This is a genomic window from Lysinibacillus sp. VIII_CA, from assembly GCF_049943995.1.
Taxonomy (GTDB): Bacteria; Bacillota; Bacilli; order Bacillales_A; family Planococcaceae; genus Lysinibacillus; species Lysinibacillus pinottii.
Genome location: NZ_JBNFXM010000014.1, coordinates 16,129 through 29,607, shown reverse-complemented (window position 1 = coordinate 29,607; position 13,479 = coordinate 16,129). Strand labels below are relative to the sequence as shown.

Annotated in this window: 14 protein-coding genes and 2 pseudogenes; 11 read left to right on the top strand and 5 right to left on the bottom strand. The window is 32.4% G+C overall.

Annotation, left to right across the window (positions count from 1 at the left end):
• Nucleotides 1-392: 392 nt before the first annotated feature.
• Nucleotides 393-929: an RNA polymerase sigma factor gene (locus tag ACP3VS_RS16840; protein WP_099805149.1), complete on the top strand. Its 537-nt coding sequence runs from the start codon at nucleotides 393-395 to the stop codon at nucleotides 927-929.
• Nucleotide 930: 1 nt separating this feature from the next.
• A complete protein-coding gene (locus ACP3VS_RS16835) occupies nucleotides 931-2,532 on the top strand; it encodes a DUF4179 domain-containing protein (RefSeq protein WP_426389345.1) in 1,602 nt (533 codons plus the stop codon).
• A gap of 556 nt (nucleotides 2,533-3,088) precedes the next feature.
• Here ACP3VS_RS16835 and ACP3VS_RS16830 read toward each other — a convergent pair.
• From ACP3VS_RS16830 to ACP3VS_RS16820, 3 genes and pseudogenes are all read right to left on the bottom strand, one after another.
• Nucleotides 3,089-3,277 (bottom strand): annotated as a pseudogene (locus ACP3VS_RS16830) (DUF6262 family protein); the annotation flags it as partial.
• A gap of 206 nt (nucleotides 3,278-3,483) precedes the next feature.
• Nucleotides 3,484-3,921 (bottom strand): DUF3021 domain-containing protein, encoded by a 438-nt coding sequence (locus tag ACP3VS_RS16825; RefSeq protein ID WP_080695195.1) that lies wholly within the window; start codon nucleotides 3,919-3,921, stop codon nucleotides 3,484-3,486.
• Nucleotides 3,922-3,925: 4 nt separating this feature from the next.
• On the bottom strand, nucleotides 3,926-4,372 hold the full coding sequence (locus ACP3VS_RS16820; protein ID WP_012294430.1) for a LytTR family DNA-binding domain-containing protein: 447 nt from the start codon (nucleotides 4,370-4,372) through the stop codon (nucleotides 3,926-3,928).
• A gap of 174 nt (nucleotides 4,373-4,546) precedes the next feature.
• Between ACP3VS_RS16820 and ACP3VS_RS16815 the strand changes: the two genes are divergently transcribed.
• The 7 genes from ACP3VS_RS16815 to ACP3VS_RS16785 all read left to right on the top strand — a co-directional run bounded on the left by ACP3VS_RS16815 (nucleotide 4,547) and on the right by ACP3VS_RS16785 (nucleotide 9,029).
• Nucleotides 4,547-5,170: a CPBP family intramembrane glutamic endopeptidase gene (locus tag ACP3VS_RS16815; RefSeq protein WP_012294431.1), complete on the top strand. Its 624-nt coding sequence runs from the start codon at nucleotides 4,547-4,549 to the stop codon at nucleotides 5,168-5,170.
• Nucleotides 5,171-5,600: 430 nt separating this feature from the next.
• A complete protein-coding gene (locus tag ACP3VS_RS16810; protein ID WP_036161646.1) occupies nucleotides 5,601-6,023 on the top strand; it encodes a hypothetical protein in 423 nt (140 codons plus the stop codon).
• Between the two features lie 307 nt (nucleotides 6,024-6,330).
• Nucleotides 6,331-7,293 carry a helix-turn-helix transcriptional regulator gene (locus ACP3VS_RS16805; RefSeq protein WP_416278067.1) on the top strand — a complete coding sequence of 321 codons (963 nt, stop codon included), beginning with the start codon at nucleotides 6,331-6,333 and terminating at the stop codon, nucleotides 7,291-7,293.
• 76 nt (nucleotides 7,294-7,369) lie between these two features.
• Nucleotides 7,370-8,002, top strand: coding sequence for a type 1 glutamine amidotransferase family protein (locus ACP3VS_RS16800; protein WP_012294434.1), 633 nt, complete (start codon nucleotides 7,370-7,372; stop codon nucleotides 8,000-8,002).
• Nucleotides 8,003-8,218: 216 nt separating this feature from the next.
• On the top strand, nucleotides 8,219-8,590 hold the full coding sequence (locus ACP3VS_RS16795) for an IS3 family transposase (RefSeq protein WP_206700888.1): 372 nt from the start codon (nucleotides 8,219-8,221) through the stop codon (nucleotides 8,588-8,590).
• A gap of 3 nt (nucleotides 8,591-8,593) precedes the next feature.
• The gene (locus ACP3VS_RS16790) at nucleotides 8,594-8,920 is read left to right on the top strand and encodes a DDE-type integrase/transposase/recombinase (protein WP_426389313.1); all 327 of its coding nucleotides are present in this window, start codon (nucleotides 8,594-8,596) and stop codon (nucleotides 8,918-8,920) included.
• Complete coding sequence (locus ACP3VS_RS16785; protein WP_080695197.1) at nucleotides 8,862-9,029, top strand: IS3 family transposase; 168 nt, start codon at nucleotides 8,862-8,864, stop codon at nucleotides 9,027-9,029. The genes ACP3VS_RS16790 and ACP3VS_RS16785 overlap by 59 nt, the downstream gene beginning before the upstream one ends.
• A 103-nt stretch (nucleotides 9,030-9,132) precedes the next feature.
• On the opposite strand, the gene ACP3VS_RS16780 is transcribed toward ACP3VS_RS16785, so the two are convergent.
• Together ACP3VS_RS16780 and ACP3VS_RS16775 are read right to left on the bottom strand one after the other, a co-directional pair.
• Entirely contained in the window at nucleotides 9,133-9,771 is a 639-nt protein-coding gene (locus ACP3VS_RS16780) for a response regulator transcription factor (protein ID WP_426389311.1), read from the bottom strand.
• A 184-nt stretch (nucleotides 9,772-9,955) separates the two neighbouring features.
• Nucleotides 9,956-10,315, bottom strand: a pseudogene (locus ACP3VS_RS16775) (glutathione-dependent formaldehyde dehydrogenase); the annotation flags it as partial.
• Between the two features lie 1,235 nt (nucleotides 10,316-11,550).
• Here ACP3VS_RS16775 and ACP3VS_RS16770 point away from each other — a divergent pair.
• Together ACP3VS_RS16770 and ACP3VS_RS16765 are read left to right on the top strand one after the other, a co-directional pair.
• Complete coding sequence (locus ACP3VS_RS16770) at nucleotides 11,551-11,844, top strand: ETX/MTX2 family pore-forming toxin (RefSeq protein ID WP_062794080.1); 294 nt, start codon at nucleotides 11,551-11,553, stop codon at nucleotides 11,842-11,844.
• Between the two features lie 498 nt (nucleotides 11,845-12,342).
• On the top strand, nucleotides 12,343-13,323 hold the full coding sequence (locus ACP3VS_RS16765; RefSeq protein WP_426389309.1) for an epsilon-toxin family protein: 981 nt from the start codon (nucleotides 12,343-12,345) through the stop codon (nucleotides 13,321-13,323).
• Nucleotides 13,324-13,479: the final 156 nt, after the last annotated feature.

Here is a 13,479-nt window from a genome sequence, read left to right as displayed (position 1 = left end):
ATTAATTTTTGGTTATGTGAGAGTTAGTTCTGTTGATCAAAATTTAGATTCGCCAGTTGAAGGAGCTTGAAGTGTCACTTTAGGAATCATTTCCCACCTATTCTAACGATAAGTATAAAAAGCCAAATTTCTCATCATTAAAATTGAGAAATTTGGCTTTTATCGTTGCTCTGGAATAGCGCCCGGTTGCTGAATATCAAGTCGGTGATTTGTCTTTTGCTTGTTAAAGTAAGCACGCCGTTAGTTTAAAGAAGTTTATAATTATAATAAGTGTTTTTGAATTATATAAAGTGCTTTCTCCATCAAATTCGAAGAAAGTATTCATTTGAAAAATGAACTATTTATAATGCTAAATTGTTACTTGTGTAGAAATCGGAAAAGGAGGTGGGATTGTGGAACAAATTAGCAATGAAAGGGTCTTGTTTCAAACATATTATAAGGACGTCTTCAGAGCTTGCTATTACATGCTTCAAAATAAATACGATGCAGAGGACCTTTGTCAGGATGTATTTGCAAAAGCTTTGTGTGAAGATTTCCAATCTATACAAAATCAAAAATCTTGGTTACTTAGTATTTCTATGAATATGTCTAGAAATTATTTAAAGAAAAAGAACAGACTGCTATTAAAAGAAAACCTTGATTTCCTATCATTGATACGAGTTGACAATACCCAAAATATTGAGCGAACAATACAGCTCAATGAAAATAAAAGTGAGTTAGTCGACTTAATGAACAAACTACCTGTTCGTATACGGAAGGTAATGATATTGAAATATGTGCATGATTGTAAAGATAGAGAAATCGCTGAAATTCTAAAAATACCTGAAGGGACGGTTAAATCGAGGCTTTTTAAAGGTAAAAAATTAACGAAAGAGTTTATCCAAGTAGATGAAAATTTGTTATTTGAATGGAGGGATCATCGTGAGTAATATGGACGATTTAATGAAAGAAAAAGTGAAGTACGATCAAGTAGATTATCCTACTGAGAATGAAATGTGGAGTAAAATCATCCGTAAACAACAAAATCATAATTTTAAAACTAAAAAACATAGCTATAAACCACAAGTTATATTAACCGTCATTATGTTCACAATTGTTTTATCAGCCACACCTGTATTTGCTAAATATACAACAGAAATCTTGGACTGGATGCGAAATATGAATAGATCAGGCATTATTACTTCTTTAGAAAATGGCTTTGGACAGGAAGTCAATAAAGCTGTAGAAAACGAAGCTGGTTTATTAAATATCCATAATATAATTTCAGATCAAAATGGTACTACTATTAACTTTAGCTTAGATATTGATCATGAATATCCAATCGATGCAGCAGATTTTGAACAAGCATTACTCAAAATAAATGACGGAAAAGAAATAAAGCTGGAGACTAACGCAGTATATAATCAGGAAACGGATCAAATAGTAGGGATTCTACATACAGATGAGGGAATCCCGCACAACAGCAATGTTACACTTCAACTTGGAGGTGTAAAGGAGACACAGTTGAAAAGTGTAGAGTTAAAAGATGTGCTTCAATCGAATGCGTTCCCTGAAAAGATTACTATTAATCAAGATGGAATATCACATATAGAATTCACTTCAAATGAATATCAAAACGGGCAGTATACATTGGATTATCTTATTGATCTGGAAAAGTCCAATAACATAGAAAATGCATATTTATCTTATAAAATTCAAGGTGAAAACATTGCCAATTTTGGCGTTACTTATAAACGTCCACAACCAAATGTCATTAAAAGTAGTGATTCACTAGAGATACCACAAGAAATGGTAGAAAAATTAGGGGTATTTTTAAGTTATACTGATACAGTAAGCTATAAACCAGATACATGGAGCCTAGATTTCCAATACAATCAGGATCTTGCTAAAAAATCTACATTTGTTATGAATATAGACGAAAAAATTGAGATAGGCTCTCAGCAACTTCAATTTAATGAGCTTGTTATTACACCGAGTGAGGTAAAGCTTTATTTTGATAAAAAATATATAGATTCTAATTCTAATATAGCTCATTTCAACTATCGTCAGTTTAAATTACGAATTGGTGAACAGGAATTATCGGGATATAATTTTAAAGATTATATTTCTTTTGAAACACTGGGGCTTATAAAGGATATTACGAATAAAGAAATTTCTCTTACTTTAAATGATGCGAAGGTTTCTTATGAAGCTGGGAAGCAAGACAAAGTAGAGCTAACAAATATTTCTGAAGTTCCAAAGACTATCAATGCAGAATTAAACGGGTATCCAATTGATATTACCTACTATACGAAAGGTAATGATTTAATTGTTGAATCAGAAAGTAAGAACGAGCAATTTGGAGGTATCACACAAAATGTTATTTATGAGAATGGCCAAAGAATCTTTGCTGAAACTCGTTCTAATGACGGAGTGTTAAGAACACACAACCAAGTAGAAACATTTAAAAATATAAAAGAAAAAGATATTACATTAAACTTCTTCCTTTATACTGTCAATGAGGATCGAGCTAAAACTATTGTTTTACAGTAAATCGTTTGCAGTGTAACTTCTTTCAGCAAATGTTTTATGTAACGTAAGTGAAACGGCAGTTACAAATGTTTTATGTAAGTCTTTTCGTAGCGAAAGTACACGACTGCTTGGTGTTTTATGGTAGATTAAGGAGACTGTGAAGAACTGTAAGTCTACTACATGATAATAAAAGGATGACTCATTTGAGTATAAAAAAAGCGTGTTTTGATTAATTCAAAATACGCTTTACTATTTCCTTGGTTGTTGTTTTCGAAAAGATTATTGCTTTTCAACGCTTAACGCATCTAAATGAGTGATTTTTGTTTGCTTTACTTGTGTTTATGTATTGAAAGCTTCGCCTCAAAAAGCTTTCCACGACCGCTAAATACAATACATCTGCATCTAATTGAGGAATTTCCTCTTGAAAATTAGTATAAACCAATTTGACTGTTCAACAAACCATCACGATAGGTGCAGTTGTTGTCAATCCAATATTCAGCTAGGATTAACTAAAACGAGACAAATAAAAACACCTCAACACAATTTGCTTCGTTACAAACACCTTCTCCGGAGAATCTTGTTGAGTTCGTAGTGTTTCTATTCTCGAACGGATGTCCTTGTTGTTATAAAGTGTTGCTTTCGATACATAAGCTTCGCCAGACACACTATTAAAATTTATCCGTTCATTCGCTTTTATAAGCCTTTTAATTGCTTCATCTACTTTTTGATGTGTGTTAGCTAGACCTAAAAGAAAAAGGTCAACCAGAAAAAACTGGCTAACCTCATATTACAAACTTTGGCCAGATTGTGGAGGAACACTTTTCAACGGGATTTGATATTGTTGTTAAAATTCAGAGTGAGATTGTGAAGTTTCTCACTTAAACTAACAGGTCAGGTTAGTTGTAAGGCTTGAATACAAAAGAGGCTTCTTATGTTGATTAACCTCTTTAAATAATTTTCTATCAAAGAAATCTATTGATTATTACTACTGTCTGTATGAACAATGATTTTCTGCTTCATTTTTTTTACTTCTGATTGACTATAAAAATAAAATAACAGCCAAACTAGTGCAAAAATTAATACATTAAATAGTAACAATAGAATCGTTAGTTTTATCGAAAATGTTGGAAGCCATTTTAAAGAAAAGGCGACAGCTATAAAGGTCCCTATAGCGATAAAAAAATGACAAGCACTTTGTTGTAAAAATGTTAAACGTTCTGTCCTATAGACGTATGAAGGTAGTATACAGGCAATGCCAACAGTAACTGATCCCAAAATTTGTTGTGGAAAATTAGATATAACAGCTTCTAAAAACAAATCCCCTTTCAACCAATATCCAATAAGATTTACAAAAACAAAAACTGTACAGCCCATACTTATTCCAAACCATAAATTCTTGAAAAAGTTCATGTACTTATACCCCCAAGCGCTCTTTAAATGATTTTTTATAATTGCGTGAAATGACTTCTTTTATTCCTAAAGTAAGCTCGATTTCCATTGTGCCATTAAAGGAAGCTTCAATATTTCTGATTTTTCTAGGATTAATGATGGCAGATTTAGAAATCCGAATAAATCCTTCCCCTAGTTGCTGCTCTAACTCGTACAAAGGTTTATTCATAAGTACACGATTACCATCGTCGCTATATAGTACTAAATCTTTGCCTTCCGTCCTAATAGCTATAACAGAATTAGGCTCGATAATATGTACTTTATTGTTAGCGGTCCCTGTTAAAATTTGTTGTTCTTCTTGTTGTAAGAGTGAGATTGCAGCCTGTATAGTTGGCGTTAATTTAGAAACGCAGATTGTTATGTAGGGTTCATCAATTTGTGGATCAATTTTTATGTCTATCTTCAACTCCATCACCTCTCTATAAAAATATACCATAAATTACAAATCGAATAATGCAGGTTGTCATCCATAAAAAGCATTTCACCTTTCAATAAAGACATGTTACATGTAACGTATTGTTGCTAAACTTTGATGTCGTTATATTAGGCCTTAGAAACATTAATTTAATATAAGGGGACAGTTAATATGAACGAGATCACAACGCTAAAAGAGCAAAGAAAGGCAGGATGGATATTAGCAAGCATATCAAGTATGCTTTCATTAAGTGTTATTTATTGGTATGTAACTAATCCTAAAAAATTTATTGAGAATGGGTTGGGCTATTCTCTGGAACTGCACTTGAACTTACCTATGTGGTTTTTCACTGCATTCATCGTAATCGGGTATATTTCCTATACAATTTCTGCAATACCTTTAGTAAAAAGCAATTTGTTTACATTTTCTTGGCTTAAATTGATTGGTATATGGGCTGCTATTGTAAGTGGAATAGTAGAAGAAGTCGTATTTAGACATTTGCTCATGGAGTATGTATTATCTATTGGATTTTCAAATCTTTCACAAGTAATAATCTCAGGAATTGCGTTTGGAATTGCTCATGGCGCATGGGTGTTATTGCGAGGAGAGATGAAAATTGCGCTTCCAGCAATTCTTTCAACGACAATCTTAGGTTGTCTACTTGCTATGCTCTATATTTATACTGGAAGGAGCACCTTTGCACCAATTGTAGCCCATATTCTAATCAATATGGTAATAGAGCCATGGTTGATGCTAGCTGCTATTTCAGGGAAATGGCAACTAAATAAAAATTAATGGTAATAATTGAGAGGGATGTTGTGTAATTTCGCCTCTCGATATTAAATAATTTTATGGGAAAAGGTTATTTAATTTACCACTGTTAGCAAATTTGAAGTTTTTTCAGGACCTATGAGGTTCAGTTGTTTAATCTAAGCTCTTGAATTCCTATAAAAAAAACGGAGTAATCTTTCATTTTCTGTGATGAATCATCGATTTTACCCGACGTGATGGCTAACGGAGTGATTTAGTTCAACAAGCTATAAGCGATTTTAGGAATAAGCCCATATTTTAGTTATTCCATTAAAGGGCGCTTTACTTGAAGATCATTGAGCTGCATAATGTAGCTCTTTTCTCTTATTGAACTAACGGGGCAGTTTAGTTGAAGAAGAGGCTGATAGTATAGTGAAGCGTTATAAAAGTCACCCTATAAAAGGAGTTTATTAAAATGAGTATGGCAACCTATATTGGTTTGAATTTTTCAGTAAAACTTAATGAGTATTATACAAAGGATGAAGTTGAAATTGATTACGTTTTCTCAGATCAAGAAAATCGTAATGTAGTTAAACAGAAGCATTTTACTACGCCCTATATTTATGAAGTTTCTGAGAAAGGTAAGCCTATTTGGCAAATGAATGAATATCAAAAGATGCATTCACCACATAACTACAAAAAATCCAAAAAGACTTTTCTCTATTTATGTCACTTACTAAAAGAGTTACTTCCACAAGGTGATTATTGTGAAGTTTATATTTGTTGGTTGGGTGAAGAAGATGAAGAGCGGGAGGGTGATTTGAAAATTAACTTAAATAATCTACAGATTGATGCAATAGATATTTATGAAAAATACTTTATCCGCATAGAAAACTAAAGATTCAACTTAAAATAAAATTAGCCTTCTTTTTGTTGAACTTACTAAACTAACGAGGCATTTAGTTGAAGAGTGTTTTTTAACTTGTTGTTCAACCTCCGAGCCAGATTGTTGAATAACACAGTTGATGAGTTATGCCCAAAAATAGAATTAGATTATGAAGAATTATACTTAAATTAACAAGACAGAATTGTCTAATTCATGGAAATAAGTTAAATTCTAATGATAAATGTAAAATTTATTTTTACTAATTAAGTAAAATAAACTTATATGATAGATAGTAAATTCCAAATAGAGGTGGATTTATATGCCTAAAATTGACAATATGTTAGCAATTATATGGATGCTTAGTTCAGGTGAAAAAATTACTGCAAAACAAATTGCAGAAAAGTTAGAGATGAATATAAGGACTGTTTATCGTTATATTGATACACTTTCAACAAGTGGTGTACCAATAATTTCAGACACAGGACATAACGGTGGATATACATTATTAAATAATTTTATTGAAGTTCCTCTTTTTTTTGATTTTGAGGAGCAAACTTCACTATTCCACGCTGCTGTTTTTGCAGAAGAAGCCGGATATTATGGAGGTGAAGCACTAAATAGGGCCATTTCAAAACTAAGTAAATACTCAAATCAAGAGCAGGAAACAAAGATAAATCAACATTTAACTAGTCTTGAAGTAATAAGTCGATTAGGTTCACTCTCTCTGGAACCTTTTTTGAAGGAGTTGGAGCAGGCCATAGCTGACGGGTACTCAGTAAAAATTCTTTACCATAAAAGTGGCGAAAAGCAATTAAATTATAGATTGGTCGATCCGTACAGAATTATCTATTGGAATAATAAGTGGTATGTGATTGGATTTTGTCATCTTAGGAATGATATCCGTAGTTTTAGAATTGATCGAATTGAAAGTCTAATGCTAACCGAAAATAAGTTTAACCGGCCAGAAAATTTTTCAGCAAGTGACTTTTTTATGAAAAACCTCCTTCCAACTATAGAAGATAAGGAAGGGATTACTTCTTTAGTTATTAATGGGAATACAGGGACGTTGGGAGATATTTGCCAACATTGGTTTTTAGGACATTATTTACAAGAACGTACTTCTAATCAAGCAGTATTTCTTCTTGAAAAGGATATTATACATACATATGTACCATATTTACTTTTACCGTATGGTAAATCTATTCAAGTTATTGAGCCAATAAGTCTTAAGAAAAGACTTATTGAAGTTCTGTCGGAATTAATAAAATTTCATCAAGTATAATACAACTTCCCTGACGTTAGGTGTCAGGGAAGTTGTATTATACTAGGCATATCAATTCGGATAGGAGAGTTATTTAATGCAAACAAAAAAAGTTTATCTTTATGTTTTTAATACAATGTCAGACTGGGAATATGGATATTTAATTGCTGAACTAAACTCAGGGAGATATTTCAAAAAAGATTTAGCCCCATTAAGAGTAGTTACAGTAGGAGCTAATAAAGAAATGATTACTACAATGGGAGGACTGAGCATACAACCAGATATTTCTCTTGATGAATGTACGCTTAAGAGTAAAGATCTTTTAGTCTTACCTGGTGGGACTACTTGGAGAGAAGATATTCATCAACCGATCTTAAGAAGAATTGGCGAAGCTTTAAAACTTGGTACTATTGTTGCTGCAATTTGTGGTGCAACTGAGGCTCTTGCGAATATGGGATACTTAGATTCTAGAAAACACACAAGCAATGACTTAGAGTATATTAAAATGGTCTGTCCTAATTATAAAGGAGAAAAATTTCATGAGATGGGACCTGCGGTATCAGGTGTGAATTTGATTACTGCATCAGGGGTAGCACCTCTAGAATTTACTATGGAAGTACTGAAAAAATTAGATGTATTTACACCTGACACATTGCATTCATGGTATAACCTAAATAAGACTCATAAAACTGAATACTTCTTCCAGTTAATGAATTCAATAAATAGCTGATCTAAAAATCAACTTAGCAGTTTTATATTAGTTCAAATAAAAACCATGCTTTAGACACAATGTCAAAGCATGGTTTTTGTATATTACTTAAATATGTTTATGTAAGTAAATATGGTGAAGAGGCTCTGCAGGATAAACGTGGTCGTAAGAAAGAACAACAGGAGTTAACAGCTGAAGAAAAATTCAAGCTAGAAATGAAACGTTTAGAACGTGAAAATGAACGATTACGTGAGAAAATGCCTTTTAAAAAAAGTTGGAAGAACTCGAAAGGAGGAATCGTTAACAAGCGTTCGTTTACAAAATAAATATAGAGCGATTCAAGAGTTACATGCGAAAGAAAATCTGCCAGTAATCCTTTTATGTGATATTGCCGGTTTATCTCGTGCTGCCTATTATAAATGGCTACAACGTACGCCAACAGTTAGAGAGCTAGAGAATAAAGCGATTCTTCAGGATATCCAAGCTATTTATCGACAAGTCGAAGGAATTTATGGATATCGAAGAATGACTTTAAATATCAATCGTAAATACAATAAAAAGCTCAATCACAAACGTATTTATCGATTAATGCAAATAAGTGGTTTATAATCCGTGATTCGTCGAAAAAGAAAGCGATATGTTTCTTCACCTGCACAACATGTCGCTGAAAATCGATTAAATCGTGAATTTACTGCAAGAAAACCCAACGAAAAATGGGTAACAGATGTGACGGAGTTCAAATTAGGAAATGGAAAGAAAGCTTATTTAAGCGCTATTCTAGATCTTTACGATGGCTCTATTAACAGTTATGTATTGGGGCATTCAAATAATAATGAATTGGTATTTAAGACGTTTGATTTAGCAATGTTTAATTTAAAAGATGGAGAACAACCGTTACTTCATAGTGATCGTGGCTATCAGTACACATCAAACATTTGAAGCGTTACAACAAGCGATTGAGGATTATATCCAGTTTTACAATAACGATAGATACCAAGAACGATTAAACGGCTTAAGCCCATTAGAATACAGGGCTAAAGCCGCTTAAAAGCTTTTTATTATTTCCACTGTCTACTTGACAGGGAGCAGTTCAAATATAAAGGCGTGGTTTTAAATCGTTTGATTGAATTCCTCTTCATGATTCTACAATGCTATTCATCAATTTTGTATCCGATACCTCTTACTGTTTTAATATAGGGTATATTTAACTTTTTTCTTATATTTTTTATATGGGCATCAATCTTCCGTGTTTCTCCTGAATATTCATAATCCCAAACCTTTTGTATAATGGTATTTCTAGTAAGAACCTTTTTCTCGTTACGAAGTAGTAGCTGTAAAATTTTAAATTCTTTTGTGGTTAACTGTATTTCCTCTTTATTTACATAAACTTTAATTCTTTTACAATCAACTTGAAGTTGATTAAAATACAAATTATTGCTTCTTCTAAGTACTGCTTGTACTCGTCTAATCAACACATGAAATGGAAATGGCTTAGTTATGTAATCGTTAATCCCAGGATCAAAGCCTTTTATTTTACCTAGTTCTTCTTCTAAAGCAGTTAGAAATATAATGGGTATATTAAATTGACTGCGAAACATTTTGACCACTTCATACCTTTTGGGCATTTTTATATCGAGGAGAATCAAATCATAGGATTGGGATTTTAGTCTCTTTATTCCCTCGTCTGCATCAGATACTACTTCTACATAATAATTATGTGTCATCAAAAACTGCTTAATTAATTCTTGAACTTTTAAATCGTCTACTACTGCAAAAATTTTATAGTTCATTTGATATCCCCCTAGTTTGACATTATAACCACGCTATCTGTAGTTTATGTGGAGAAACCTAGATTTTCTACAAAATTACTCATTTAAAATAGGTGGTAGTGGTTTTTAAGAATGATTCAATGCCCCGGATCAATTGAAAAAGGTACTTTTGCAATAGAGAGACAAAAGTACCAAAACGCTATATTTAGGGTTTTAAAACCACTTTAATACAGTCTTCCTGTTTTGTATCGAATATTTCATAACCATGTTTTGCTTTTTCAAGAGGGAGGACGTGTGTAATGATATCACCTGCGTTCACTTTACCATCTGCGATTAAGTTATAGACATGAGGCATGATATGAACAACTAGGGCTTGTCCAGTACGAATCGCTACATTACACTGGAACATATCTCCGAGTGGGAAGGCGTTGTATCGACCTCCATATACACCTGTAATTTGGATAGTTCCTCCTTTACGTACAGCTTGACTGGCTGTGACGATAGCTCCCATAGCACCACTTTGAAGTTTTACGCCACTTGAAAGAAATTCGAGAGGCGTCATTTTGAAAGAGGGGGAGTAGGGGAAATTCAGGTATGGGGGAATGAATAGTTTTAATAAGAAGATTGTCCATATTAAGTAGTTAAAATAGACTTATACAATAATTATAAACAGAACTTGAAAGCATATATCTTTGTCAACGGTTGGATCGGGTTGTTGGTAGTAGCCTATCCAAATTCAATAAAAAGCGAAGGGAAATCATTGTTGGTATTTTGCTTATGTAATAGAGTTCATTACTGTTCGATAATATTGTTCAAAAATTTATTATGCAAGCAGTACGTTAGTATGTAATTAAACGTGATACTATTCTACATTAAAAGATGAAATCAAAGCGCAATTTATCAAATAAAAAGAAAAAAATTGACCGAACTGAGGTTACACCCAGATGTTGTTTACTAAGTCCTTTTTAGCGAATCTGTTTTTGCATTATACTTTTGATATATGGGTGGCTCCAACAAATCAAATCCTGAAAGCACCATTTGACCAATGATGCCATATTGCAAGCAACAACTGAAACAATAGAGATTCTAGCTAAACTTAATCTAAGAATGAGAGACTTTAAAATAAGAAATATATCCTGAGAAAACAAGACTATTTAGGATAAGGAAGAGAGGTACAATAGTGTAACCTTATTGGAGGTATTAAAGTGTAAGTTACTCCGGAACTCTTCAGTGCCCCCCCACGCTTACTGCAAATCATTACCCCATCGGGTCCCAGATTGCTTAACATACAAAGTTACTCCATTAAAAACTTCATAATTACATAAAAAAATGTGTCATTTGATGAAGAATTTTATTTTTTTACTGCTCTAATTAAGTATTATCACGTTGATTTCAATATTATTTATAATACAAAGTGTGAAAAAGTAAGAAAAACCCCACATTATGAGCCTCTTTTGAGTATGTTTATGGACAATTTGTAAAATACTGTGAAATCTAATAAACTATTAATAAATAAATTATTAGGATGTGATTCTAGAATAAAAAGAAAATATGTATCTAGTGGATTAATAATTGTTACTTTATTAGGTAGTGGTCTTATTCCTAATATTGTCAAAGCTGCTGAAGTTCAAGAGCATAAAAATAATATTCTAAATATGGAAAACACAGGTCCACAAGGAGCCGATTCCACCCATAGCTGGTTTTATACCATATCTTCGTACTCCTGTATTCGGTGAAGATGTTGAATACTCTGGAATAAATTTCAAACAAAATAATGTTACAAATGTGGTACCTATATTTATGGGAGAAAATACTTTTATAAATAATTCAGAGCAAGAACAGACATTTAATATTACTTCTTTTAGTGAATCAATTACCAAAAGTACATCCACTTCCATAGAAAGTGGATTCAAATCATCCATTACTACAAAAGGCAAAGTTGGTATTCCTTTTGTAGCAGAGGGTGAGGTATCTGCAATCCTTGAATTTAATTTGTCCACTACAATTAGTACAACAAGCACCATTACTGCCAATTCACAAGCTGTTAAAGTTCCACCAAATAAAATATACAGGCATTTGTCGAAACAAAAATAATTCCTATAAACTAAAAAACATTGTAAATCAGTGCTTATTTATTCTTAGTTCTATTATTTGTGTTTGATAACATCGAAAGTTATGGGGCCTTCACCTCGTTCACTACGGTTTTAGTTTAGACGCTACCATTATACTGAATTTGGGGAGTTGCCCATCAGTATGAGGTATAGTACTAAGTATGTAAATTCTCTGCTCTTATTTCCGTTCAGTTTCTGTTATAGTTTTTCCACAAAAGGTTAATATCTTTTAATCATGTCTTGTACAGTACTGGGTGAGATGAATGAATTAAAACCATACCACTTCAAGCCCCAATCATACTGTAGATATTCCATTACTGAACATTCAATTAAAAATTATATTATTCTACCAATTATTGATTTTTATGGATTATGTATTATAAAATTAATATTTTTTGTTTATTAATCCAATAATAATAACAACTAAACTTAGTATGTAGCCATACGCTAAATTATACATACTAAAATTGGAGGAGAAATTATGAAAAACAAAGCAAAAGTAATATTAATGGGAGCTACTATTGGTCTAAGTTTACTTTCATCACCAATAGCAATGGCGGCAAATGGAGATAATAATGTTAAAGAGAATCAAAGTATAGCAAATTTTAGTCCCATTAAAAATAGTTTTCCAGATGCAGCAAATGGTTCAAGGTTCCTAGTTAATTACTACGGCAGATATTTGACTTCTAATGGGCTAGGTTCAATTGGTAAACACCCAGAAAATATTGACTTTGAAGTAAAAAATACCTATGGTAAATTATCTATGGAACCTCAAGTAATTAGTCAAAATCCTCTTTGGGCTGGTCAAAGTGACTTACGAAATGATACCGATAGGGATCAAACGTTAAGCTCGCAGGAATTTCGCAAATCATTTTCAAATACTACAACGGCTACAACTGAACATGGATTTATGTTTGGTACTGAAACCAGTCTGGCAACAGGGATACCTTTTCTAGCAGAAGGTAAAATCACACTAAAGGCAGAATATAATTTTAGTAGTAGTCAGGCAAATGAGACTTCGGAAACTGTAGAATATGTTGCTCCTTCTCAATCTATTGTTGTTCCACCACATACTATTGCTAGAGTAGTTGCTGTATTAGAAATTAAAAAAATTAAGGGTGAAATGGATATTTATGCAGAAGTTGGATTAAATAAAGAAAAATTTGGTTATGAGGAGCTTCCAATTTCTAGTATGGGAGGACTTAAGTGGGTATCTCTCGGTTCGATTTATGAAGAGGCTTACAATCAAGCTAAATTGTCTGGAACTCATGAATTTCCAGATATTAAAATAATATCAAGAAGTGTCAATAACCCTGATTATTTTTTAGCTAGTGGAAAGGGACGCTTCGAATCAGAATACGGAAGTCTATTTAATGTTCAAGTTGAATATATAAGCACAAAAAGTAATGAAGTTATAAAGACCGAGAATTTGATGGTAAGTCCCACAATAATTTCCGAGTAAATATATAAATAAAGTTATATATTTTGTGGATAATTAAGTGATTTATACATTTATTGTAATAAATAAATTGAATATTAACATTCAGAAAATTGTTCTAAATGGTGCGACATAAAAAAGATATAAGATATTAGAAGACCTACTACTCCCATTTCGTAG

What these genes read in the sequence shown, in the direction of transcription:
- ACP3VS_RS16835 (WP_426389345.1), top strand. Translation starts at nt 931, where the DNA reads ATGGACGATTTAATGAAAGAAAAAGTGAAGTACGATCAAGTAGATTAT.
- ACP3VS_RS16825 (WP_080695195.1), bottom strand. Translation starts at nt 3,921, where the DNA reads ATGAACTTTTTCAAGAATTTATGGTTTGGAATAAGTATGGGCTGTACA.
- ACP3VS_RS16820 (WP_012294430.1), bottom strand. Translation starts at nt 4,372, where the DNA reads ATGGAGTTGAAGATAGACATAAAAATTGATCCACAAATTGATGAACCC.
- ACP3VS_RS16815 (WP_012294431.1), top strand. Translation starts at nt 4,547, where the DNA reads ATGAACGAGATCACAACGCTAAAAGAGCAAAGAAAGGCAGGATGGATA.
- ACP3VS_RS16810 (WP_036161646.1), top strand. Translation starts at nt 5,601, where the DNA reads ATGAGTATGGCAACCTATATTGGTTTGAATTTTTCAGTAAAACTTAAT.
- ACP3VS_RS16805 (WP_416278067.1), top strand. Translation starts at nt 6,331, where the DNA reads ATGCCTAAAATTGACAATATGTTAGCAATTATATGGATGCTTAGTTCA.
- ACP3VS_RS16800 (WP_012294434.1), top strand. Translation starts at nt 7,370, where the DNA reads ATGCAAACAAAAAAAGTTTATCTTTATGTTTTTAATACAATGTCAGAC.
- ACP3VS_RS16795 (WP_206700888.1), top strand. Translation starts at nt 8,219, where the DNA reads ATGAACGATTACGTGAGAAAATGCCTTTTAAAAAAAGTTGGAAGAACT.
- ACP3VS_RS16785 (WP_080695197.1), top strand. Translation starts at nt 8,862, where the DNA reads ATGGAGAACAACCGTTACTTCATAGTGATCGTGGCTATCAGTACACAT.
- ACP3VS_RS16780 (WP_426389311.1), bottom strand. Translation starts at nt 9,771, where the DNA reads ATGAACTATAAAATTTTTGCAGTAGTAGACGATTTAAAAGTTCAAGAA.
- ACP3VS_RS16770 (WP_062794080.1), top strand. Translation starts at nt 11,551, where the DNA reads ATGGGAGAAAATACTTTTATAAATAATTCAGAGCAAGAACAGACATTT.
- ACP3VS_RS16765 (WP_426389309.1), top strand. Translation starts at nt 12,343, where the DNA reads ATGAAAAACAAAGCAAAAGTAATATTAATGGGAGCTACTATTGGTCTA.